This window comes from Pseudochelatococcus sp., from assembly GCF_050946405.1.
In the GTDB taxonomy this organism is placed as follows: Bacteria; Pseudomonadota; Alphaproteobacteria; order Rhizobiales; family Beijerinckiaceae; genus Pseudochelatococcus.
Genome location: NZ_JBMNUS010000005.1, coordinates 64243 through 78652, shown reverse-complemented (window position 1 = coordinate 78652; position 14410 = coordinate 64243). Strand labels below are relative to the sequence as shown.

The 14410-nt window shown below is 67.2% G+C and carries 14 protein-coding genes; 11 read left to right on the top strand and 3 right to left on the bottom strand.

Going from position 1 to position 14410, the window contains the following annotated elements:
* Positions 1–47 precede the first annotated feature (47 nt).
* From miaB to trmB, 8 genes are all read left to right on the top strand, one after another.
* A complete protein-coding gene (gene miaB, locus ACOYJQ_RS09510) occupies positions 48–1412 on the top strand; it encodes a tRNA (N6-isopentenyl adenosine(37)-C2)-methylthiotransferase MiaB (protein ID WP_433457955.1) in 1365 nt (454 codons plus the stop codon).
* Positions 1413–1576: 164 nt separating this feature from the next.
* Positions 1577–2641: a PhoH family protein gene (locus tag ACOYJQ_RS09505; RefSeq protein ID WP_433457953.1), complete on the top strand. Its 1065-nt coding sequence runs from the start codon at positions 1577–1579 to the stop codon at positions 2639–2641.
* On the top strand, positions 2635–3150 hold the full coding sequence (ybeY, locus tag ACOYJQ_RS09500; RefSeq protein WP_433457951.1) for an rRNA maturation RNase YbeY: 516 nt from the start codon (positions 2635–2637) through the stop codon (positions 3148–3150). Before ACOYJQ_RS09505 ends, ybeY begins: the two co-directional genes overlap by 7 nt.
* A 42-nt stretch (positions 3151–3192) precedes the next feature.
* On the top strand, positions 3193–4305 hold the full coding sequence (locus ACOYJQ_RS09495; protein WP_433457949.1) for a hemolysin family protein: 1113 nt from the start codon (positions 3193–3195) through the stop codon (positions 4303–4305).
* A gap of 2 nt (positions 4306–4307) precedes the next feature.
* Positions 4308–5966 carry an apolipoprotein N-acyltransferase gene (gene lnt, locus ACOYJQ_RS09490; RefSeq protein WP_433457947.1) on the top strand — a complete coding sequence of 553 codons (1659 nt, stop codon included), beginning with the start codon at positions 4308–4310 and terminating at the stop codon, positions 5964–5966.
* Between the two features lie 111 nt (positions 5967–6077).
* Positions 6078–6665, top strand: a complete 588-nt coding sequence (locus ACOYJQ_RS09485) for a helix-turn-helix domain-containing protein (RefSeq protein ID WP_433457945.1) — start codon at positions 6078–6080, stop codon at positions 6663–6665.
* 303 nt (positions 6666–6968) lie between these two features.
* Positions 6969–8141, top strand: a complete 1173-nt coding sequence (gene metK, locus ACOYJQ_RS09480; protein WP_433457944.1) for a methionine adenosyltransferase — start codon at positions 6969–6971, stop codon at positions 8139–8141.
* A gap of 9 nt (positions 8142–8150) precedes the next feature.
* Positions 8151–8873, top strand: coding sequence for a tRNA (guanine(46)-N(7))-methyltransferase TrmB (gene trmB / locus ACOYJQ_RS09475; RefSeq protein WP_433457942.1), 723 nt, complete (start codon positions 8151–8153; stop codon positions 8871–8873).
* A gap of 10 nt (positions 8874–8883) precedes the next feature.
* Here the strand turns inward: trmB and ACOYJQ_RS09470 are convergent, their stop codons facing one another.
* Positions 8884–9843: a polyprenyl synthetase family protein gene (locus ACOYJQ_RS09470; protein ID WP_433457940.1), complete on the bottom strand. Its 960-nt coding sequence runs from the start codon at positions 9841–9843 to the stop codon at positions 8884–8886.
* A 336-nt stretch (positions 9844–10179) separates the two neighbouring features.
* Between ACOYJQ_RS09470 and mtgA the strand changes: the two genes are divergently transcribed.
* Both mtgA and rpmF read left to right on the top strand, forming a co-directional pair.
* Complete coding sequence (gene mtgA, locus ACOYJQ_RS09465) at positions 10180–10827, top strand: monofunctional biosynthetic peptidoglycan transglycosylase (RefSeq protein WP_433457939.1); 648 nt, start codon at positions 10180–10182, stop codon at positions 10825–10827.
* Positions 10828–10957: 130 nt separating this feature from the next.
* Positions 10958–11143 carry a 50S ribosomal protein L32 gene (gene rpmF, locus ACOYJQ_RS09460; protein ID WP_166949116.1) on the top strand — a complete coding sequence of 62 codons (186 nt, stop codon included), beginning with the start codon at positions 10958–10960 and terminating at the stop codon, positions 11141–11143.
* Between the two features lie 346 nt (positions 11144–11489).
* On the opposite strand, the gene ACOYJQ_RS09455 is transcribed toward rpmF, so the two are convergent.
* Both ACOYJQ_RS09455 and ACOYJQ_RS09450 read right to left on the bottom strand, forming a co-directional pair.
* Positions 11490–11891 carry a MucR family transcriptional regulator gene (locus tag ACOYJQ_RS09455; protein ID WP_433457937.1) on the bottom strand — a complete coding sequence of 134 codons (402 nt, stop codon included), beginning with the start codon at positions 11889–11891 and terminating at the stop codon, positions 11490–11492.
* A gap of 169 nt (positions 11892–12060) precedes the next feature.
* A complete protein-coding gene (locus ACOYJQ_RS09450; RefSeq protein ID WP_433457935.1) occupies positions 12061–12423 on the bottom strand; it encodes a hypothetical protein in 363 nt (120 codons plus the stop codon).
* A 364-nt stretch (positions 12424–12787) separates the two neighbouring features.
* On the opposite strand from ACOYJQ_RS09450, the gene ACOYJQ_RS09445 reads away from it, so the two are divergent.
* On the top strand, positions 12788–14314 hold the full coding sequence (locus ACOYJQ_RS09445; protein WP_433457933.1) for a CHAD domain-containing protein: 1527 nt from the start codon (positions 12788–12790) through the stop codon (positions 14312–14314).
* The last annotated feature ends 96 nt before the right edge of the window (positions 14315–14410 follow it).

Below are 14410 nucleotides of genomic sequence, written 5' to 3'. Positions count from 1 at the left end.
AGTGCGGCCTGCCCGGTCATCCGCGAAACGCATTGCAAAGCTGGAACGTGAAGAAAAAAGTATACGTCAAATCCTACGGCTGCCAGATGAACGCCTACGACGCCGAACGCATGGCGGACGTGCTGGCGCCTGAAGGGTTCATCGAGACCGACTGCGCCGACGAGGCCGATCTCATCGTCCTGAACACCTGCCACATCCGCGAGAAGGCCGCCGAAAAGGTGTATTCGGAGCTTGGCCGCCTGCGCGTGATGAAGGACGAACGCGCCGCCGGCGGGAACGCGCCCACCATCGTCGTCGCCGGCTGCGTGGCGCAGGCGGAGGGCGGCGAGATCCTGCGCCGCGCGCCCGCCGTCGATCTCGTCGTCGGCCCGCAGAGCTACCACAACCTGCCCGGCCTGCTGGCGAAGGCGCGGCGCGAGCGCGTCGTGGACACGGAGTTTCCGGTCGAGGACAAGTTCGACCATCTGCCCGCGCCCTCGCGCGACAAGATCCGCGCGCGCGGCGTCTCGGCCTTCCTCACCATCCAGGAAGGATGCGACAAGTTCTGCACCTTCTGCGTCGTGCCCTACACGCGCGGGGCCGAAGTCTCGCGCCCCGTGGCGAAGATCCTCGTGGAGGCGGAACGTCTGGCCCAGGCGGGCGTGCGCGAATTCACGGTCATCGGGCAGAACGTCAACGCCTGGCACGGCGAGGGACCGGACGGGCGCGCATGGTCCTTCGGCGCGCTGCTGCGCCGGCTCGCCGAGGTGCCGGGGATCGCGCGGCTGCGCTACACCACGAGCCACCCGCGCGACATGGACGACGAGCTGATCGCCGCCCATCGCGACCTGCCGGCGCTGATGCCCTACCTGCATCTGCCGGTGCAGTCGGGTTCCGACCGCATACTCGCGGCCATGAACCGCCGGCACACGGGCGACGACTACCGGCGCATCATCGAGCGCACGCGCGCGGCGCGGCCCGATATCGCGCTTTCCTCCGATTTCATCGTCGGCTTTCCCGGCGAGACGGACGCCGATTTCGAGGACACGCTGAGGCTCATCCGCGAAACGGGCTTCGCGAGCGCGTTCTCCTTCAAGTACAGCCCCCGCCCCGGCACCCCGGCCGCCGAGATGGCGGATCAGGTGCCGGAGGATGTGAAAAGCGCCCGCCTCGCCACCTTGCAGGAGGCGCTGGAGACGGACCGCCAGCGCTTCAACCGCGCCACTGTCGGCCGGACGTTCGACGTGCTCGTCGAGCGCAAGGGCCGCCATGCCGGCCAGATGGCGGGCAAGTCGCCCTGGCTTCAGGCGGTGCAGTTCGACGACGATACGGTCGCGATCGGCGATATCGTTTCCGTCGAGATCACCGGCACGGGCCCGAACAGCCTGTTCGGCAAGCGCGCGGGAGCGGCCGAAGCCGCCGACGCGGCGTGACGAGATGAGTGTGCGTGACGAGATGAGCGTTTCATCATGAGCGATCCGGCCTGACCACACGGGGAGACATGCGCGTGAGAGCCAATGGACTTCAGCAGCAACGCCCGCCTAAAGGACGCCATACTCTCCCGCCTCCCCTTTCCGAAAAGACACGACGATCGCTGATGACCGCAGAACAGACGCCCGACACCGACATTTCCCTGACCTTCGACGACAACAGGCTGGCGAGCCTCGTCTTCGGCCTCTACGACCAGAACCTCGCCCATATCGAGCGCAAGCTCGGGTTGCAGATCACCGCGAACGGCAACCATGTCGTGATCAAGGGGCCGCCCGCGGTTTCCGAGCAGGCGCGCCACGTGCTCGAAAGTCTCTACGAGCAGGTACGGGAGGGCGGCGGCATCACCACCGGCGAGGTGGACGGTGCCATCGAGGAAAGCACGCTGCAAGGCTCGCTGTTCAGCGAGAGCGACGAGATCCAGCCGCCCCGCCCGGCCGAGCGGGCGCCTTCCGGCCGCGCCACGTTCGAGCAGATCGCGACCCGCAAGCGCGGCTCGGTCAAGGCGCGCAACGTGACGCAGGATGCCTACCTGCGCGCCCTGCGCCGCTACGAACTCGTGTTCGCGGAAGGGCCGGCGGGCACCGGCAAGACCTGGCTCGCCGTCGGCCACGCCGTGCAGCTCATGGAACAGGGCGTGGTGGAGCGGCTGGTGCTCTCGCGCCCGGCGGTGGAGGCGGGCGAGCGGCTCGGCTTCCTGCCCGGCGACATGAAGGAGAAGGTCGATCCCTACCTGCGGCCGGTCTACGACGCGCTTTACGACTTCATGGAGGCGCGTCATGTGGAGCGCGGCCTCGCCACGGGCGTCATCGAGATCGCGCCGCTCGCCTTCATGCGCGGGCGCACCCTCACCAACGCCGCCGTGCTGCTGGACGAGGCGCAGAACACCACATCCATGCAGATGAAGATGTTTTTGACCCGCCTCGGCGAAGGCTCCCGCATGATCGTCACCGGCGATCCGTCGCAGATCGACCTGCCGCCGGGGCAGAAATCCGGCCTCGTGGAGGCGGTGCGCGTGCTCGACGGCGTGGAAGGCATCGGCCACATCCGTTTCCGGGATGCGGATGTGGTGCGTCATCCGCTGGTCAGACGCATCGTCCAGGCGTATGATGTCGAAGGGACGCGTGTCGCCGGAGCGCGGCCGGACAAGCGAGGGGAAACCTCGGCATGGTGAATGCAACGACAGGCGCCCTGTCGATCGATGTGGTCGTGCAATCGAAAGCCTGGTCGGCGCTGGCGCCGACGAAGGAGCGCGTGGCGGCGCTGCTGCAGCGCGCCGTGGGCGCGGCGCTGGCGCGGGCCGGCGTTTCCCTGCGCGAGGGCGCGGAACTCGGCGTCGCGCTTGCCGACGACGAGACGGTGCGCCAGCTCAACGGCCGGTGGCGCGGCTTCGACAAGCCGACGAACGTGCTGTCCTTTCCCTCCGTGGAGCCTGACGAACTGGCCGCGGCTCCCCATATCGGCGATATCGTGCTCGCCTTCGAGACGGTGGCGCGCGAGGCGGAGGACGACGGCAAGACGCTCGCCGACCACACCGCCCATCTCGTCGTTCACGGCACGCTGCACCTCGTCGGCTTCGACCACGAAACCGACGCGGAGGCGGAGGAGATGGAAGCGCTGGAGATCGCGGCGCTTGCCGACCTCGGTATCGCCGATCCTTACGCCGACCTTGATTTGTTGTGAGCGGATCGTCATCCGCTCCGAAACCGGAGACCTGAGAAGACCATGAGCGACGACCGAAGTTCGCCCGCACGATCCGAGGAGCCGGGAAACAGCCGCGAGGGCGACAGTTGGATCGACCGGCTGCTCACCGGCCTCGGACTGCGCAACGACACTTCCGTGCGCGAGACGCTGGAGGAAGCGCTGGAGGAAGGCTCGTCGGCCAGCGACTTCACCGCGCAGGAACGCTCCCTGCTGCAAAACGTTCTGGAGGTCAGCGAGCTGCGCGTGGTCGACGCGATGGTGCCGCGCGCGGACGTCATCGCCATCCAGGCCGATATCTCGCTCGCCGAAGTCATCCGCGCCTTCCGCGACGCCGGTCATTCCCGCCTGCCGGTCTACGGTGAATCGCTCGACGATCCCCGCGGCATGGTGCATATCCGCGATTTCCTCGATCATATCGCCGAAATCGGCATCGCGGCGACCGGCGGCGGCGGCGACGCCCCGGACAGGCTGGTGGTCGATCTCACCGCGCCGCTCTCCACCGCCGCCATCCTGCGGCCGGTGCTTTACGTGCCGCCCTCCATGCCGCTCATGGACCTGATGGTGAAGATGCAGGCGACGCGCACCCACATGGCGCTCGTCATCGACGAATACGGCGGCACGGACGGCCTGGTGTCCATGGAAGACATCATGGAGATGATCGTCGGCGACATCGAGGACGAGCACGACGAGGAGGAGGCGCCCGAGATCACCGAGGCCGGCCCCGGCGTTTTTGTCATCGACGCGCGCGCGATGCTGGAAGAGGTGTCGCAGGCCATCGGCCTCGATCTCGACGCCATCGAGGTGGCGGAGGAAGTCGACACCATCGGCGGCCTGATCGTCACCCTGGCCGGGCGCGTGCCGGACATCGGCGAACGCATTCCCGGCCCCTATGGCCTCGTGTTCGATATTCTGGACGCGGATTCCCGCCGCCTCAAGCGCCTGCGCCTCTCCCTCGAAGGCAGGGCGGCGGCGGGCGGGCCGGCGGATGCGGCGCGGCGGGAGCATGATCCGGCGGCCGTCTTCGACCTGACCCGCAACGACCGGCACGAAGGCAAGCTGCCGCCGGCGGTGCCGCCCGAAGCCGCCGTCGCGCGGCCGAGGCATGCAGGAAACGACCTGCCGCCGGATGCCTGATCTTGGTCGCCGTCGAAGCGTCCTTGCCGCCCCCGCCGCGGCGCACGGGGCCGGCTGAGCGCCTGCGCCGCGCCTCCCCGCGATGGCGCGCCGCCGCCGCCTTCACCGGCGGGGCGCTCGGCGCGCTCGCCATGCCGCCGTTCGGCCTCTGGCCGGTGCTGTTCATCTCTTTTCCGGCCGCCGTGTGGCTCATCGACGGCGCCGTGCGGCGCGGCGGCGCGCGCGCTGCGGCGGTGCTCGGCTGGTGGTTCGGCTTCGGCTTCTTTCTGGCCGGGCTCTGGTGGCTCGGCGCCGCCTTTCTGGTGGATGCCGATGAATTCCTGTGGGCGCTGCCGCTCGGCGTCATCGGCCTGCCGGCGGGACTGGCGCTTTTCACGGCCTTCGGCTTCGGCCTGGCGGGAGCGCTCTGGCGCGACGGCGCGCGGCGCATCCTGATCTTCACGGCGGCGCTCTCCCTGTCGGAATGGTTGCGCGCCACCGTCCTGACGGGTTTTCCGTGGAATGCGTGGGGCATGGCCTTCGGCCAGGGCGAGGTGCTGGCGCAGGCCGCCTCGCTCGGCGGGCTGCATTGGCTGACGCTGCTCGTGATCTTCATCCACGCCGCGCCCGCGACCCTCGCCGACGGAGGCGCGCGCGCGCGGCGCCTCGCCATGCCCGCTGCCGCCACCCTCGTGCTGGCCGGGCTCGCGGCCTTCGGCTGGTGGCGCATCCCGGCGGAGGCCGTGCCGATGCAGACCGGCGTGCGCCTGCGCATCATGCAGCCGAACGTGGACGAGGCGGAGCGCGCGCAACCGGCCTTTCGCGCCGCGGCGATCACCCGCTACGCGGCGATCAGCGGGCAGCAGGGCGCGGACGGCGGCGGGCTCGCCGGCGTCACGCATCTGATATGGCCGGAATCGGCCTTTCCGTTCCTGATCGACCACACGCCCGAAGCTCTCGACGACATCGCCCGCATGCTGCCGGCGGGAACCGTGCTGATCACGGGCGCGGCGCGCGCCGACGAGCCGCTGCCGGGAGAGCAACGCTACCGTTATTTCAACTCCGTCCGCGTCTTCGACAGTAACGGCGCATCGCTCGCCACTTATGACAAGGCGCATCTCGTTCCGTTTGGCGAATATCTTCCATTCGACGACTGGCTGAACCGCCTCGGCCTGCGGCAGTTCGTGCATGTGCCGGGCGGCTTCGAGGCGGGCGGTGAACGCCGCGCGCTGCACGTGCCGGGACTGCCGCCCGTTTCCCCGCTGATCTGCTACGAGGCGATCTTTCCGGGCGAGGCCCTGCTGGGCGAGGCAAACGAGGCGAGCGAACCCGCCGGCCTTCTGCTCAATGTGACGAACGACGCCTGGTTCGGCGCAACGCCCGGTCCCTACCAGCATTTCGCCCAGTCGCGCCTGCGCGCGATCGAGCAGGGCCTGCCGATGGTGCGCGCGGCCAATACCGGTATATCCGCCGTCATGGACCCCTACGGGAGGGAAATCGCGCGCCTGCCGCTGGGCGTGGCGGGCGTCATCGACTCGGGCCTTCCGAAACCGTTGCGCCCTACCATCTATGGGATATTGTATGCGCAAGCGGGGCCGGCTCTTTATTGGCTCACTATAATATGCTTTGCTATCGGCGGCCTTTCGCTCACAAGAGGGCAGGCGCGAGGCCGCTTGCGTTGAGCAGGGCCTGACAGAATATCAACATAATGTACGTTTTTATAAAGAAACCGGGAACCAAAATGGAGGTTCCGTGTTTCATGCCCGATGCGATCGTGGCAATTGACGACAAATATGGCAGTTCATGTCGAGTACGACATCGGGAGACTGGCGGGCGCCTGCCGCGTATTCGCGGCCGGATGCCGCCTCCCGAAAGGCGTTGGCCAGCGGAATGTCATTGACAGGCAATTAAATCGGATCTGGCCCCGTGAGGCCGATCGGCGCCGCCGCGCATCCTTTCGAGAGGCATCTGTGACCAATATCGCAAACAAGATCGATAAATATGTCGGCAGCCGGGTGAAGGCGCGCAGGCAGGAGCTTGGCGTGAGCCAGGAAAAGCTGGGCAACGCGCTGGGAGTCACTTTCCAGCAGATACAGAAGTATGAAAAAGGCACCAATCGCATCAGCGCCAGCCGTCTGCAACAGATCGGCTCTGTCCTCGGCGTGCCGGCCGCCTTCTTTTTCGAAGGATTGCAGGAATTGACGGCCGAGATGTCCGGTTTCGCGGAAACACCGGCTGTTCCCTACGCGGCCGATGTCGTTTCGACGGATGAGGGGCTGCAACTGATTCGCGCCTTCATGCGCATTCAGGATCCGACGATGCGGCGGCGAATCGTCGAATTCATCGAGTCCATCGCCAACCTGTCGAGCCAGACGCGCTGACGCCCCCCCGGCAAGGCCGCCTCGCTCGCCGTCGCGGCGAACGCATCGGTCGGAGCGGGGATCGTCCGCCGAAAAATCCGATGCGCTTTCCGGCGAGCGCCGGAGTGCGCCCGACATGCCGGAAATTCGTGTGTATCCGTTCTTTTTGGAGAACGGGTTCGATATCCCGGCTTGACCGGACCGTCATATCCTGCGAGATGTCGAAGTCTTTTGAGGAGAATTCGGGGCTGGTGAGCAAACACGCCGTTTTTCGGCCTGCCGGTAGCCCGTGTCCATCCAACTCCGACAGCAGGGAACCGGATCGTGTCGCGTCTGAATTATCTTTTCACCAGCGAGTCTGTCTCCGAGGGGCATCCCGACAAGGTATGCGACCGCATTTCCGACACCGTCGTAGACGCCTACCTCGCGGCGGAGCCCGAGGCGCGGGTGGCTTGCGAGACACTGGCGACGACCAACCGCGTGGTGATCGCGGGCGAGGTGCGCGGCCCCTCAACGATCACGCCGGATTACATCGCCCACCTCGCCCGCCTGGCGATCAGGGACATCGGCTACGAGCAGGACGGTTTCCACTGGGCCGACGCGGACATCGAGGTGCTGCTGCATGCCCAGTCGAGCGACATCGCGCAGGGTGTCGACGCCTCCGGCAACAAGGACGAGGGCGCGGGCGACCAGGGCATCATGTTCGGCTATGCCTGCCGGGAAACCCCGGAGCTGATGCCCGCCCCCATCTATTACGCCCATCGCATCCTCAAGCGTCTGTCGCAGGCCCGCCATTCCGGCGAATCCCGCGTGCTCGGCCCGGACGCGAAGAGCCAGGTGACGGTGCGTTATGAAAACGGCCGGCCGGTCGGCGCGACGCAGATCGTCGTTTCCACCCAGCATCTCGACGAGAATCTCTCGTCGCACGACGTGCGGGGCATCGTGGAGCCCTACGTGCGCGAGGCGCTGCCCGAAGGCTGGATCGACGCGCAAACCGTCTGGCACGTCAACCCCACGGGCAAGTTCGTCATCGGCGGACCGGACGGCGACGCGGGTCTCACCGGCCGCAAGATCATCGTCGACACCTACGGCGGCGCGGCTCCGCACGGCGGCGGCGCCTTCTCGGGCAAGGACCCGACCAAGGTCGACCGTTCGGCGGCCTACGCGGCCCGCTATCTGGCGAAGAACGTCGTCGCGGCGGATCTCGCGGATCGCGCCACCATCCAGATCGCCTACGCCATCGGCGTCGCGCGGCCGCTGGCGCTTTATGTCGACCTGCACGGCACGGGCCGGGTGGACGAGGCGAAACTCGAAAAGGCGCTGCTCGACGTTGTAGACCTGTCGCCGCGCGGCATCCGCCAGCATCTGTCGCTCAACCGTCCCATCTACGCGCGCACTTCGGCCTACGGTCATTTCGGCCGCGCGCCGGAAGCGGACGGCGGCTTCTCCTGGGAGCGGACCGACCTCGTGGACGCCCTGCGCTCCGCCATCGGCTGACGGCGGGCGATGACGGACGATGACGTGCCGCCGGCGACGGCGGATCGCGGCGGCGCGAGCGAGACGCGCGGCGCCTTCTTCGGGCGACGCAAGGGCAAGCGCCTGCGCGACGGACAGGCCGACCTGCTGGCCCGGATGCTGCCCCGGCTGCGCGTTCCCGAAGCCGGGCCGCTCGCGCCCGGCGACCTCTTCGGGCGCCCGGTTGGCGACGTGTGGATCGAGATCGGCTTCGGCGGCGGCGAGCATCTCGTCGCGCAGGCCGCGGCGCATCGGGATGTGGGCATCGTCGGCTGCGAACCGTTCGTCAACGGCATGGCGAAACTGCTGGGGCGCGTCGCCGACGCGGCACTCGACAACGTTCGCCTGCACGACGCCGATGCGATCCCCCTGCTGGCCCGCCTGCCGGCGGCCAGCATCGGGCAGGCGTTCATCCTCTACCCCGACCCGTGGCCGAAACGCCGGCATCGCAAGCGGCGCATCGTCTCGGACGAAACGCTGGCCCTGCTCGGCCGCGTGATCCGGCCGGGCGGCCTGCTGCGTTTCGCGACCGACATCGACGATTACGCCGCATGGACGCTCGCCCGCCTCGACCGCTCGCCGGATTTCGCATGGCAGGCGGAACGCGCCGACGACTGGCGCACGCCATGGGCCGGCTGGTTGAGCACGCGCTACGAGCAAAAGGCGCTGCGGGAAGGCCGCGCCCCCACCTATATCACCGCCATGCGCCGGTAACGCCGGCCCGTCATGACGTGCGCGAGGCCGTGAAGCGGGCCGCCGCACGCAGGATATCGCCCCGCGCCCCGAAGGAAGCCAGCGCGGCGATCGCCGTCTCCACCAGCGTGTCGCGCTCCTGCCGGGCGCGTTCCAGCCCGAGCACGCCGACGAGCGTGGCCTTGCCCTTCTCCGCGTCCTTGTCCGTGCGTTTGCCCAGCGTCGCGGCATCCGATTCGCGGTCGAGAATATCGTCGGCAACCTGGAAGGCCGCTCCCACCGCCCGGCCGTAGGCGCCGAGCGCCTGCCGGTCGCCGAGCGGCGCGCGTCCCAGCAACGCCCCGGCTTCCACGGCGAAGGCGAGCAGCGCCCCGGTCTTCATGGCCTGCAAGCGCCGCACGCGCGCCTCGTCGATCAGCACGTCGCCATAGCGTCCTTCCGCGGTCAGGTCGATCATCTGGCCGCCGACCATGCCGCCGAGACCGGCCGCGCGCGCCAGCCCCTGTACGAAAGCGGCGCGCACGGCGGGGTCCGCATGGCTGCTCTCGTCGGCCGCGACATCGAAGGCGAGCGTCAGCAGCGCATCGCCGGCAAGGACGGCCGTCGCCTCGTCGAACGCCTTGTGCACCGTGGGGCGGCCGCGCCGCAAATCGTCGTCGTCCATGCACGGCAGATCGTCGTGCACCAGCGAATAACCGTGCACCAGTTCGAGCGCGCACGCGCCGTTGAGCGCATGCGCGAAGGGCACGCCGAAAAGCGCCGCCGTCTCGATCACCAGAAACGGCCGCAGGCGCTTGCCGCCGCCCAGCATGGCGTGCCGCATCGCGGCGAGCAGGCGCGCGGGCCGCGCGATCTCGCCCCGACGCGGCGCATCGTCCAGCAGGGCGGCTATCCTGTCCTCGACGGACTGCGCAACCGCCGCCAGGCGGCGCTGGAAAACCGTTTCAGGGTCGAGATCGGTGCCCGTCACCCGCGTCGCTTCATGTTCCATCGCCCGATCTCCACATCTCTTCACAATATTAACCCGCTCGCGGTATCATCGGCCCACCAGCGACGGGCCGCCGTCGCCCGAAACCGTCGCCGTCCGGGCCGGCGAAGATCTCGTGCTATCCGCCGGAGCGGCTTCTCCAGACCGGATGATTCCATCGGGCCGGAAGCCGCTTCATGTTCCCTTGTCTCAGCTTCAGCCGTCCCTGTCCACTTTCCGAGGACGGCGGTATTCGGAACGGCGCAGCGGCCTGCAAACCTGTCCGGGAATTGATTGTTGGGGAGACGCATGGCCATACAGCGGCGGAAAGCGCGCCCGGAAACGGGGAACCTGCGGCGAATGCTGCGCCGGATCGTTTTCGTGCTGTTGGCGATCGCCGCGGCGCCGCTGGCGTTGCTGCTGCTGTACGGCTTCGTCCCGCCCGTTTCCACGCTGATGCTGGGGCGCTGGCTGACGCTGCAACCGGTGGAACGACAATGGGTGGCCCTGTCCGACATATCGCCGGAACTGCCGCGCGCGGTCATCGCCTCCGAGGATTCGCGCTTCTGCCGGCACGGCGGCGTGGACTGGAGCGCGCTGCGGCAGGTCATCGACGAGATGGGCGAGGACGGCCCGGCGCGCGGCGCATCCACCATTCCCATGCAGACCGTCAAGAATCTGGTGCTGTGGCCGGGGCGCTCCTACGTGCGCAAGGGGCTGGAGGTGCCGCTCTCCCTCTTCGCCGACATGATCTGGTCGAAACGGCGGATGATGGAAAATTATCTCAACATCGCCGAATGGGGAGACGGGCTCTTCGGCGCCGAAGCGGCGGCGCGGCGCTACTTCGGCAAGAGCGCGGGAAGCCTCACCCGGCGCGAGGCCGCCCTGCTGGCCGCCGCCCTGCCCAACCCGCTCCAGCGCAACCCCGCCAAACCCGCCCGCTTCCACGCCCGCGCCGCCAACGCCATCGTCATCCGCATGCCCAACGAGTATACGGGGTGCCTGTAAGCCGCCGGCCGGCAAAAAAACGCTGGCCAAGCATGGTAAAATCTTGTAAAAGCCCCCATCCCATTGAAATCTGGATTGCATGGGCTGCGTTCGGATGCGCCGGACTGCCGCCATTGATCGGAGTTGAGTTATGGCCGTTCCAAAAAGAAAAACCTCGCCGGCAAAGCGCGGCCACCGCCGTTCCGCCGATGCGCTGGCTAACCCGACCTACGTCGAGGACAAGGACTCGGGCGAGCTGCGTCGCCCGCACCACGTCGACCTGAAGACCGGCATCTATCGCGGTCGCCAGATCCTGAAGCCGCGCGTCGAGGCGTGATTCGACGGCGCGTCTCCCGCTGACATCATCGGCTGGCCGGGCTTTCTCCCCGGCCCTGTCGGACGTCGGCGGAGCCGCTCCGATACGGTCGGGACATCGGGGACGGGGCGGTTGCCTTCGCCCAAGGGTATTTTCCGCCCCTAAGAGTGTTTCTCGCCTCCGGGAGCGTTTCCGGTTTCATGAAATCGGAAAACCCTCCAGATCCTTCAGACGCGCCGCGCTTTTCCGCATGCCGCTCCGGCGGCGTTCGAAATTGGGCGGCATTCGAAATTGAGAAAGCCCATTCCCGATCGCGAACATCGGGAATGGGCTTTTTTCTTCCGTCACGGCACGGCGGCAGGCTGGATCAATCCGCCACGCCGCTGGCGCGGCGAGCAAGCATGGCCCGGGTCGCGGAGTAGTTCGGGGCGACCATCGGATAGTTGGCCGGAAGGCCCCACTTGTCACGATATTGCTGGGGTGTCATCTTGTAGTGCGCCGCCAGATGGCGCTTCAACGATTTGTATTTCTTTCCGTCTTCGAGGCAGATAAGATAATCGTCGGTGATGGACGCTTCGACGGGCACCGCAGGTTCGGGCCGGGGTTCCGGTTCCGGGCTGCCTTGGCTCAGCCTGTCCAGCGTCGTATGAACGGCCTGCACGACGTCGATCAGATCGTCGGCAGACAACTTGTTGAATGAAACATAGGACTTGACGACCGAGCGGGTAATCTCCGCTATGCTCGGATCGACACGTTCCACCCCAATCATGTTAAACACTCCGTTAGAAGATGCGCGTCGATCCTCTCGACGACATCGGAACTGAACTTCAGTTTCAGAATTTACCGAAAGGCACCGCCGTCACCCGGCCGCCCCTCCCCGCGAAAAGGGCCGCGCGACCGCACGGCTTCTCACGCATCGATCACAAACGCGCCCATGTTCACGAAGAGCGCAGCGCATCATCCCGCCCGGCCAGATAGATGCGGGAGAGAACCCGCTCCGCCAGCGCACGTTGTCGGTTCCAGCCGATCGTCGAGCGGCTCGTGCCTCGCGCATCCGCGATATCGATCGCGGCATCGGCGATGGCGCGCAACGCATCCGGCGAAAGCGCCGCTACCCTGTCGTCCGGTATGACATTTATATCGTCATCAACGCTGCATTCAGCAGTCACAGTACACCCCCGAATGATGCCGTGGTGGATGTTCCCTGAACCGTATCCCGCCCGTTTTCTGCCGTTGTCAGCGACAAGCACCGCATTTCCGAGACGCCGCCCGGCAAGCCCTGTACTTGAAAACACCGCCATCCATACCTGTCTCACACACAGAAATGCCAAAAGGCGCAAGAGAAGTCACAACGACCAACCAGATGTCATATTGCCGTCACATCTAATGCCTCTGCCATGATCAGACTATTCGCGTCAATTGTGTCGCTTGTCAAGCGCCATTTTCGCCACAATCGCACTCGGCGGTGCGATCACCAAACTGTCGTGGTAATTGCTCAGGATGATCGCCGCGCAGAACGTTCGAACCGTTGTATTCGACTCATGTTCGCGCGGGATCGTCCAGACGGGGCGCTCTATCGGGCAGTTGACCCGGCGGGGGGCCGGCAACAGAATGGAGCCGGAGACGCGATGAAGCCGGCAACCGACGCAAGGGGACATGAGAACGATGCCCGAGGAAATTGAACTCAAGCTGGCGCTGAACCCGGCGGCATTGCTGCGGCTCTCCACCCATCCGGCGTTCCTGCGGTTGCAGGCGGGGCGGGGCGCGCGCAAGCGCCTGCGGTCGGTCTATTTCGACACGCCGGAGCACGATCTGCGCCATGCGGGCGTGTCGCTGCGCATCCGCACCGACGGCGAACAGCCGATCCAGACGATCAAGAACGCGCGCGATCGGGGCCGTCTCGTCATGGAACGCGACGAATGGGAATATCCGGTCACGGGCACCGTGCCGGATTTCGGCCGCGCGGAAGGCACCGCGCTGGCGCCGCTGATCGCCGACGAAAAACGCCGCGCCGCCATCCGGCCCATGTTCATCGTCAACGTCGACCGGGAAGTGGTGCTGCTGGACTATCACGAAGCGCTGATCGAGGTGGCGCTGGATCACGGCCGGGTCTCCGTGGGGCGGCGCGCGCGCCGCTTCGCCGAGGTCGAGCTCGAACTCAAGCGCGGCGACGCCGCCAGCCTCTATGCGCTGGCGCAGGAGATCGCCGCCATCGTCTCCGTGCGGCCCGGCAGCCTGACGAAATCCGACCGCGGCTACGACCTCGTCACGGGGCGCGAGCCCGCCGTGACCAAGGCCCCGCCGCTCGATATCGCGCCCGGCACGCCGACAGGGGATGCGTTCCGCATCATCGCCCGCTCCTGCCTGAAGCAGCTTCTCGCCAACGAGGAGGTCTTGCGGCGCGCGCGCGCGTCCGGCGCGGTTCATCAGGCGCGCGTGTCGCTGCGGCGGCTCAGGGCGGCCATTTCCGTGTTCCGCAAGGTCGTGGACGACGACCGGCGCATCTTCATCAGCGGCGAACTGCGCTGGATGGCGAATCGGCTCGGCGCTGCGCGCGACCTCGACGTGTATATCGAGAACGTGCTCACCCCCGCGAAGGCGGAACACGGAGACGACGCCGCATTCGCGGAACTGCTCGCAAGCTACGATGAAAAGCGCGAGCACGCCTATGACGGCGCCCAGCGCACCATCGCCTCGCGCCGCTTCACCCGCGCCGTGATCGCCACGCTCGCCTGGGCTGAGGCGGGACCGTGGACCCGCGACACCGGCAAGCAGGCGCGCAAGCGCCGCAACCAGCCCATCGAACGATTCGCCGCCCGCCAGCTCGACCGACGCCGCCGGAAGATCATCGCCGCGGCGGCCGATCTCGCCGCCCTCACCCCGCCCGAGCGGCACGAGGTGCGCATCGCGCTCAAGAAGCTGCGCTACGCCAGCGAGTTCTTCGCCGGGCTCTTCCACGAGCCGGAAACGCGCAAGCGCTACAAGGCGGCGGTATCCGCCATGTCGAAGTTGCAGGACCTGCTCGGCGAACTCAACGACATCGCCATGGGCCGCGAGCGCGACACCGTGTCCGAGGCCGAGCGGGAACTGCGCGACGAGCACGCCGCCCACGAGAGCGAACTCCTCGCCCGCGCCATCAAGACCTACGAAACGTTTGTGGAAACGCCGCCGTTCTGGCACGACGGCGAATGACCGCCGGAGCGGGGGCGACCGTGCAGGCCGCTCCCGCTCGCGCGGTCGCGCCTTTCAACGCCTGCAAGAATATAAACAAGAATATAAAAAAGGGAG

What these genes read in the sequence shown, in the direction of transcription:
- rpmF (WP_166949116.1), top strand. Translation starts at nt 10,958, where the DNA reads ATGGCCGTTCCAAAAAGAAAAACCTCGCCGGCAAAGCGCGGCCACCGC.
- ACOYJQ_RS09485 (WP_433457945.1), top strand. Translation starts at nt 6,078, where the DNA reads ATGGCAGTTCATGTCGAGTACGACATCGGGAGACTGGCGGGCGCCTGC.
- ACOYJQ_RS09445 (WP_433457933.1), top strand. Translation starts at nt 12,788, where the DNA reads ATGCCCGAGGAAATTGAACTCAAGCTGGCGCTGAACCCGGCGGCATTG.
- ACOYJQ_RS09495 (WP_433457949.1), top strand. Translation starts at nt 3,193, where the DNA reads ATGAGCGACGACCGAAGTTCGCCCGCACGATCCGAGGAGCCGGGAAAC.
- trmB (WP_433457942.1), top strand. Translation starts at nt 8,151, where the DNA reads ATGACGGACGATGACGTGCCGCCGGCGACGGCGGATCGCGGCGGCGCG.
- mtgA (WP_433457939.1), top strand. Translation starts at nt 10,180, where the DNA reads ATGCTGCGCCGGATCGTTTTCGTGCTGTTGGCGATCGCCGCGGCGCCG.
- ACOYJQ_RS09505 (WP_433457953.1), top strand. Translation starts at nt 1,577, where the DNA reads ATGACCGCAGAACAGACGCCCGACACCGACATTTCCCTGACCTTCGAC.
- ACOYJQ_RS09470 (WP_433457940.1), bottom strand. Translation starts at nt 9,843, where the DNA reads ATGGAACATGAAGCGACGCGGGTGACGGGCACCGATCTCGACCCTGAA.
- ACOYJQ_RS09450 (WP_433457935.1), bottom strand. Translation starts at nt 12,423, where the DNA reads ATGGCGGTGTTTTCAAGTACAGGGCTTGCCGGGCGGCGTCTCGGAAAT.
- ACOYJQ_RS09455 (WP_433457937.1), bottom strand. Translation starts at nt 11,891, where the DNA reads ATGATTGGGGTGGAACGTGTCGATCCGAGCATAGCGGAGATTACCCGC.
- ybeY (WP_433457951.1), top strand. Translation starts at nt 2,635, where the DNA reads ATGGTGAATGCAACGACAGGCGCCCTGTCGATCGATGTGGTCGTGCAA.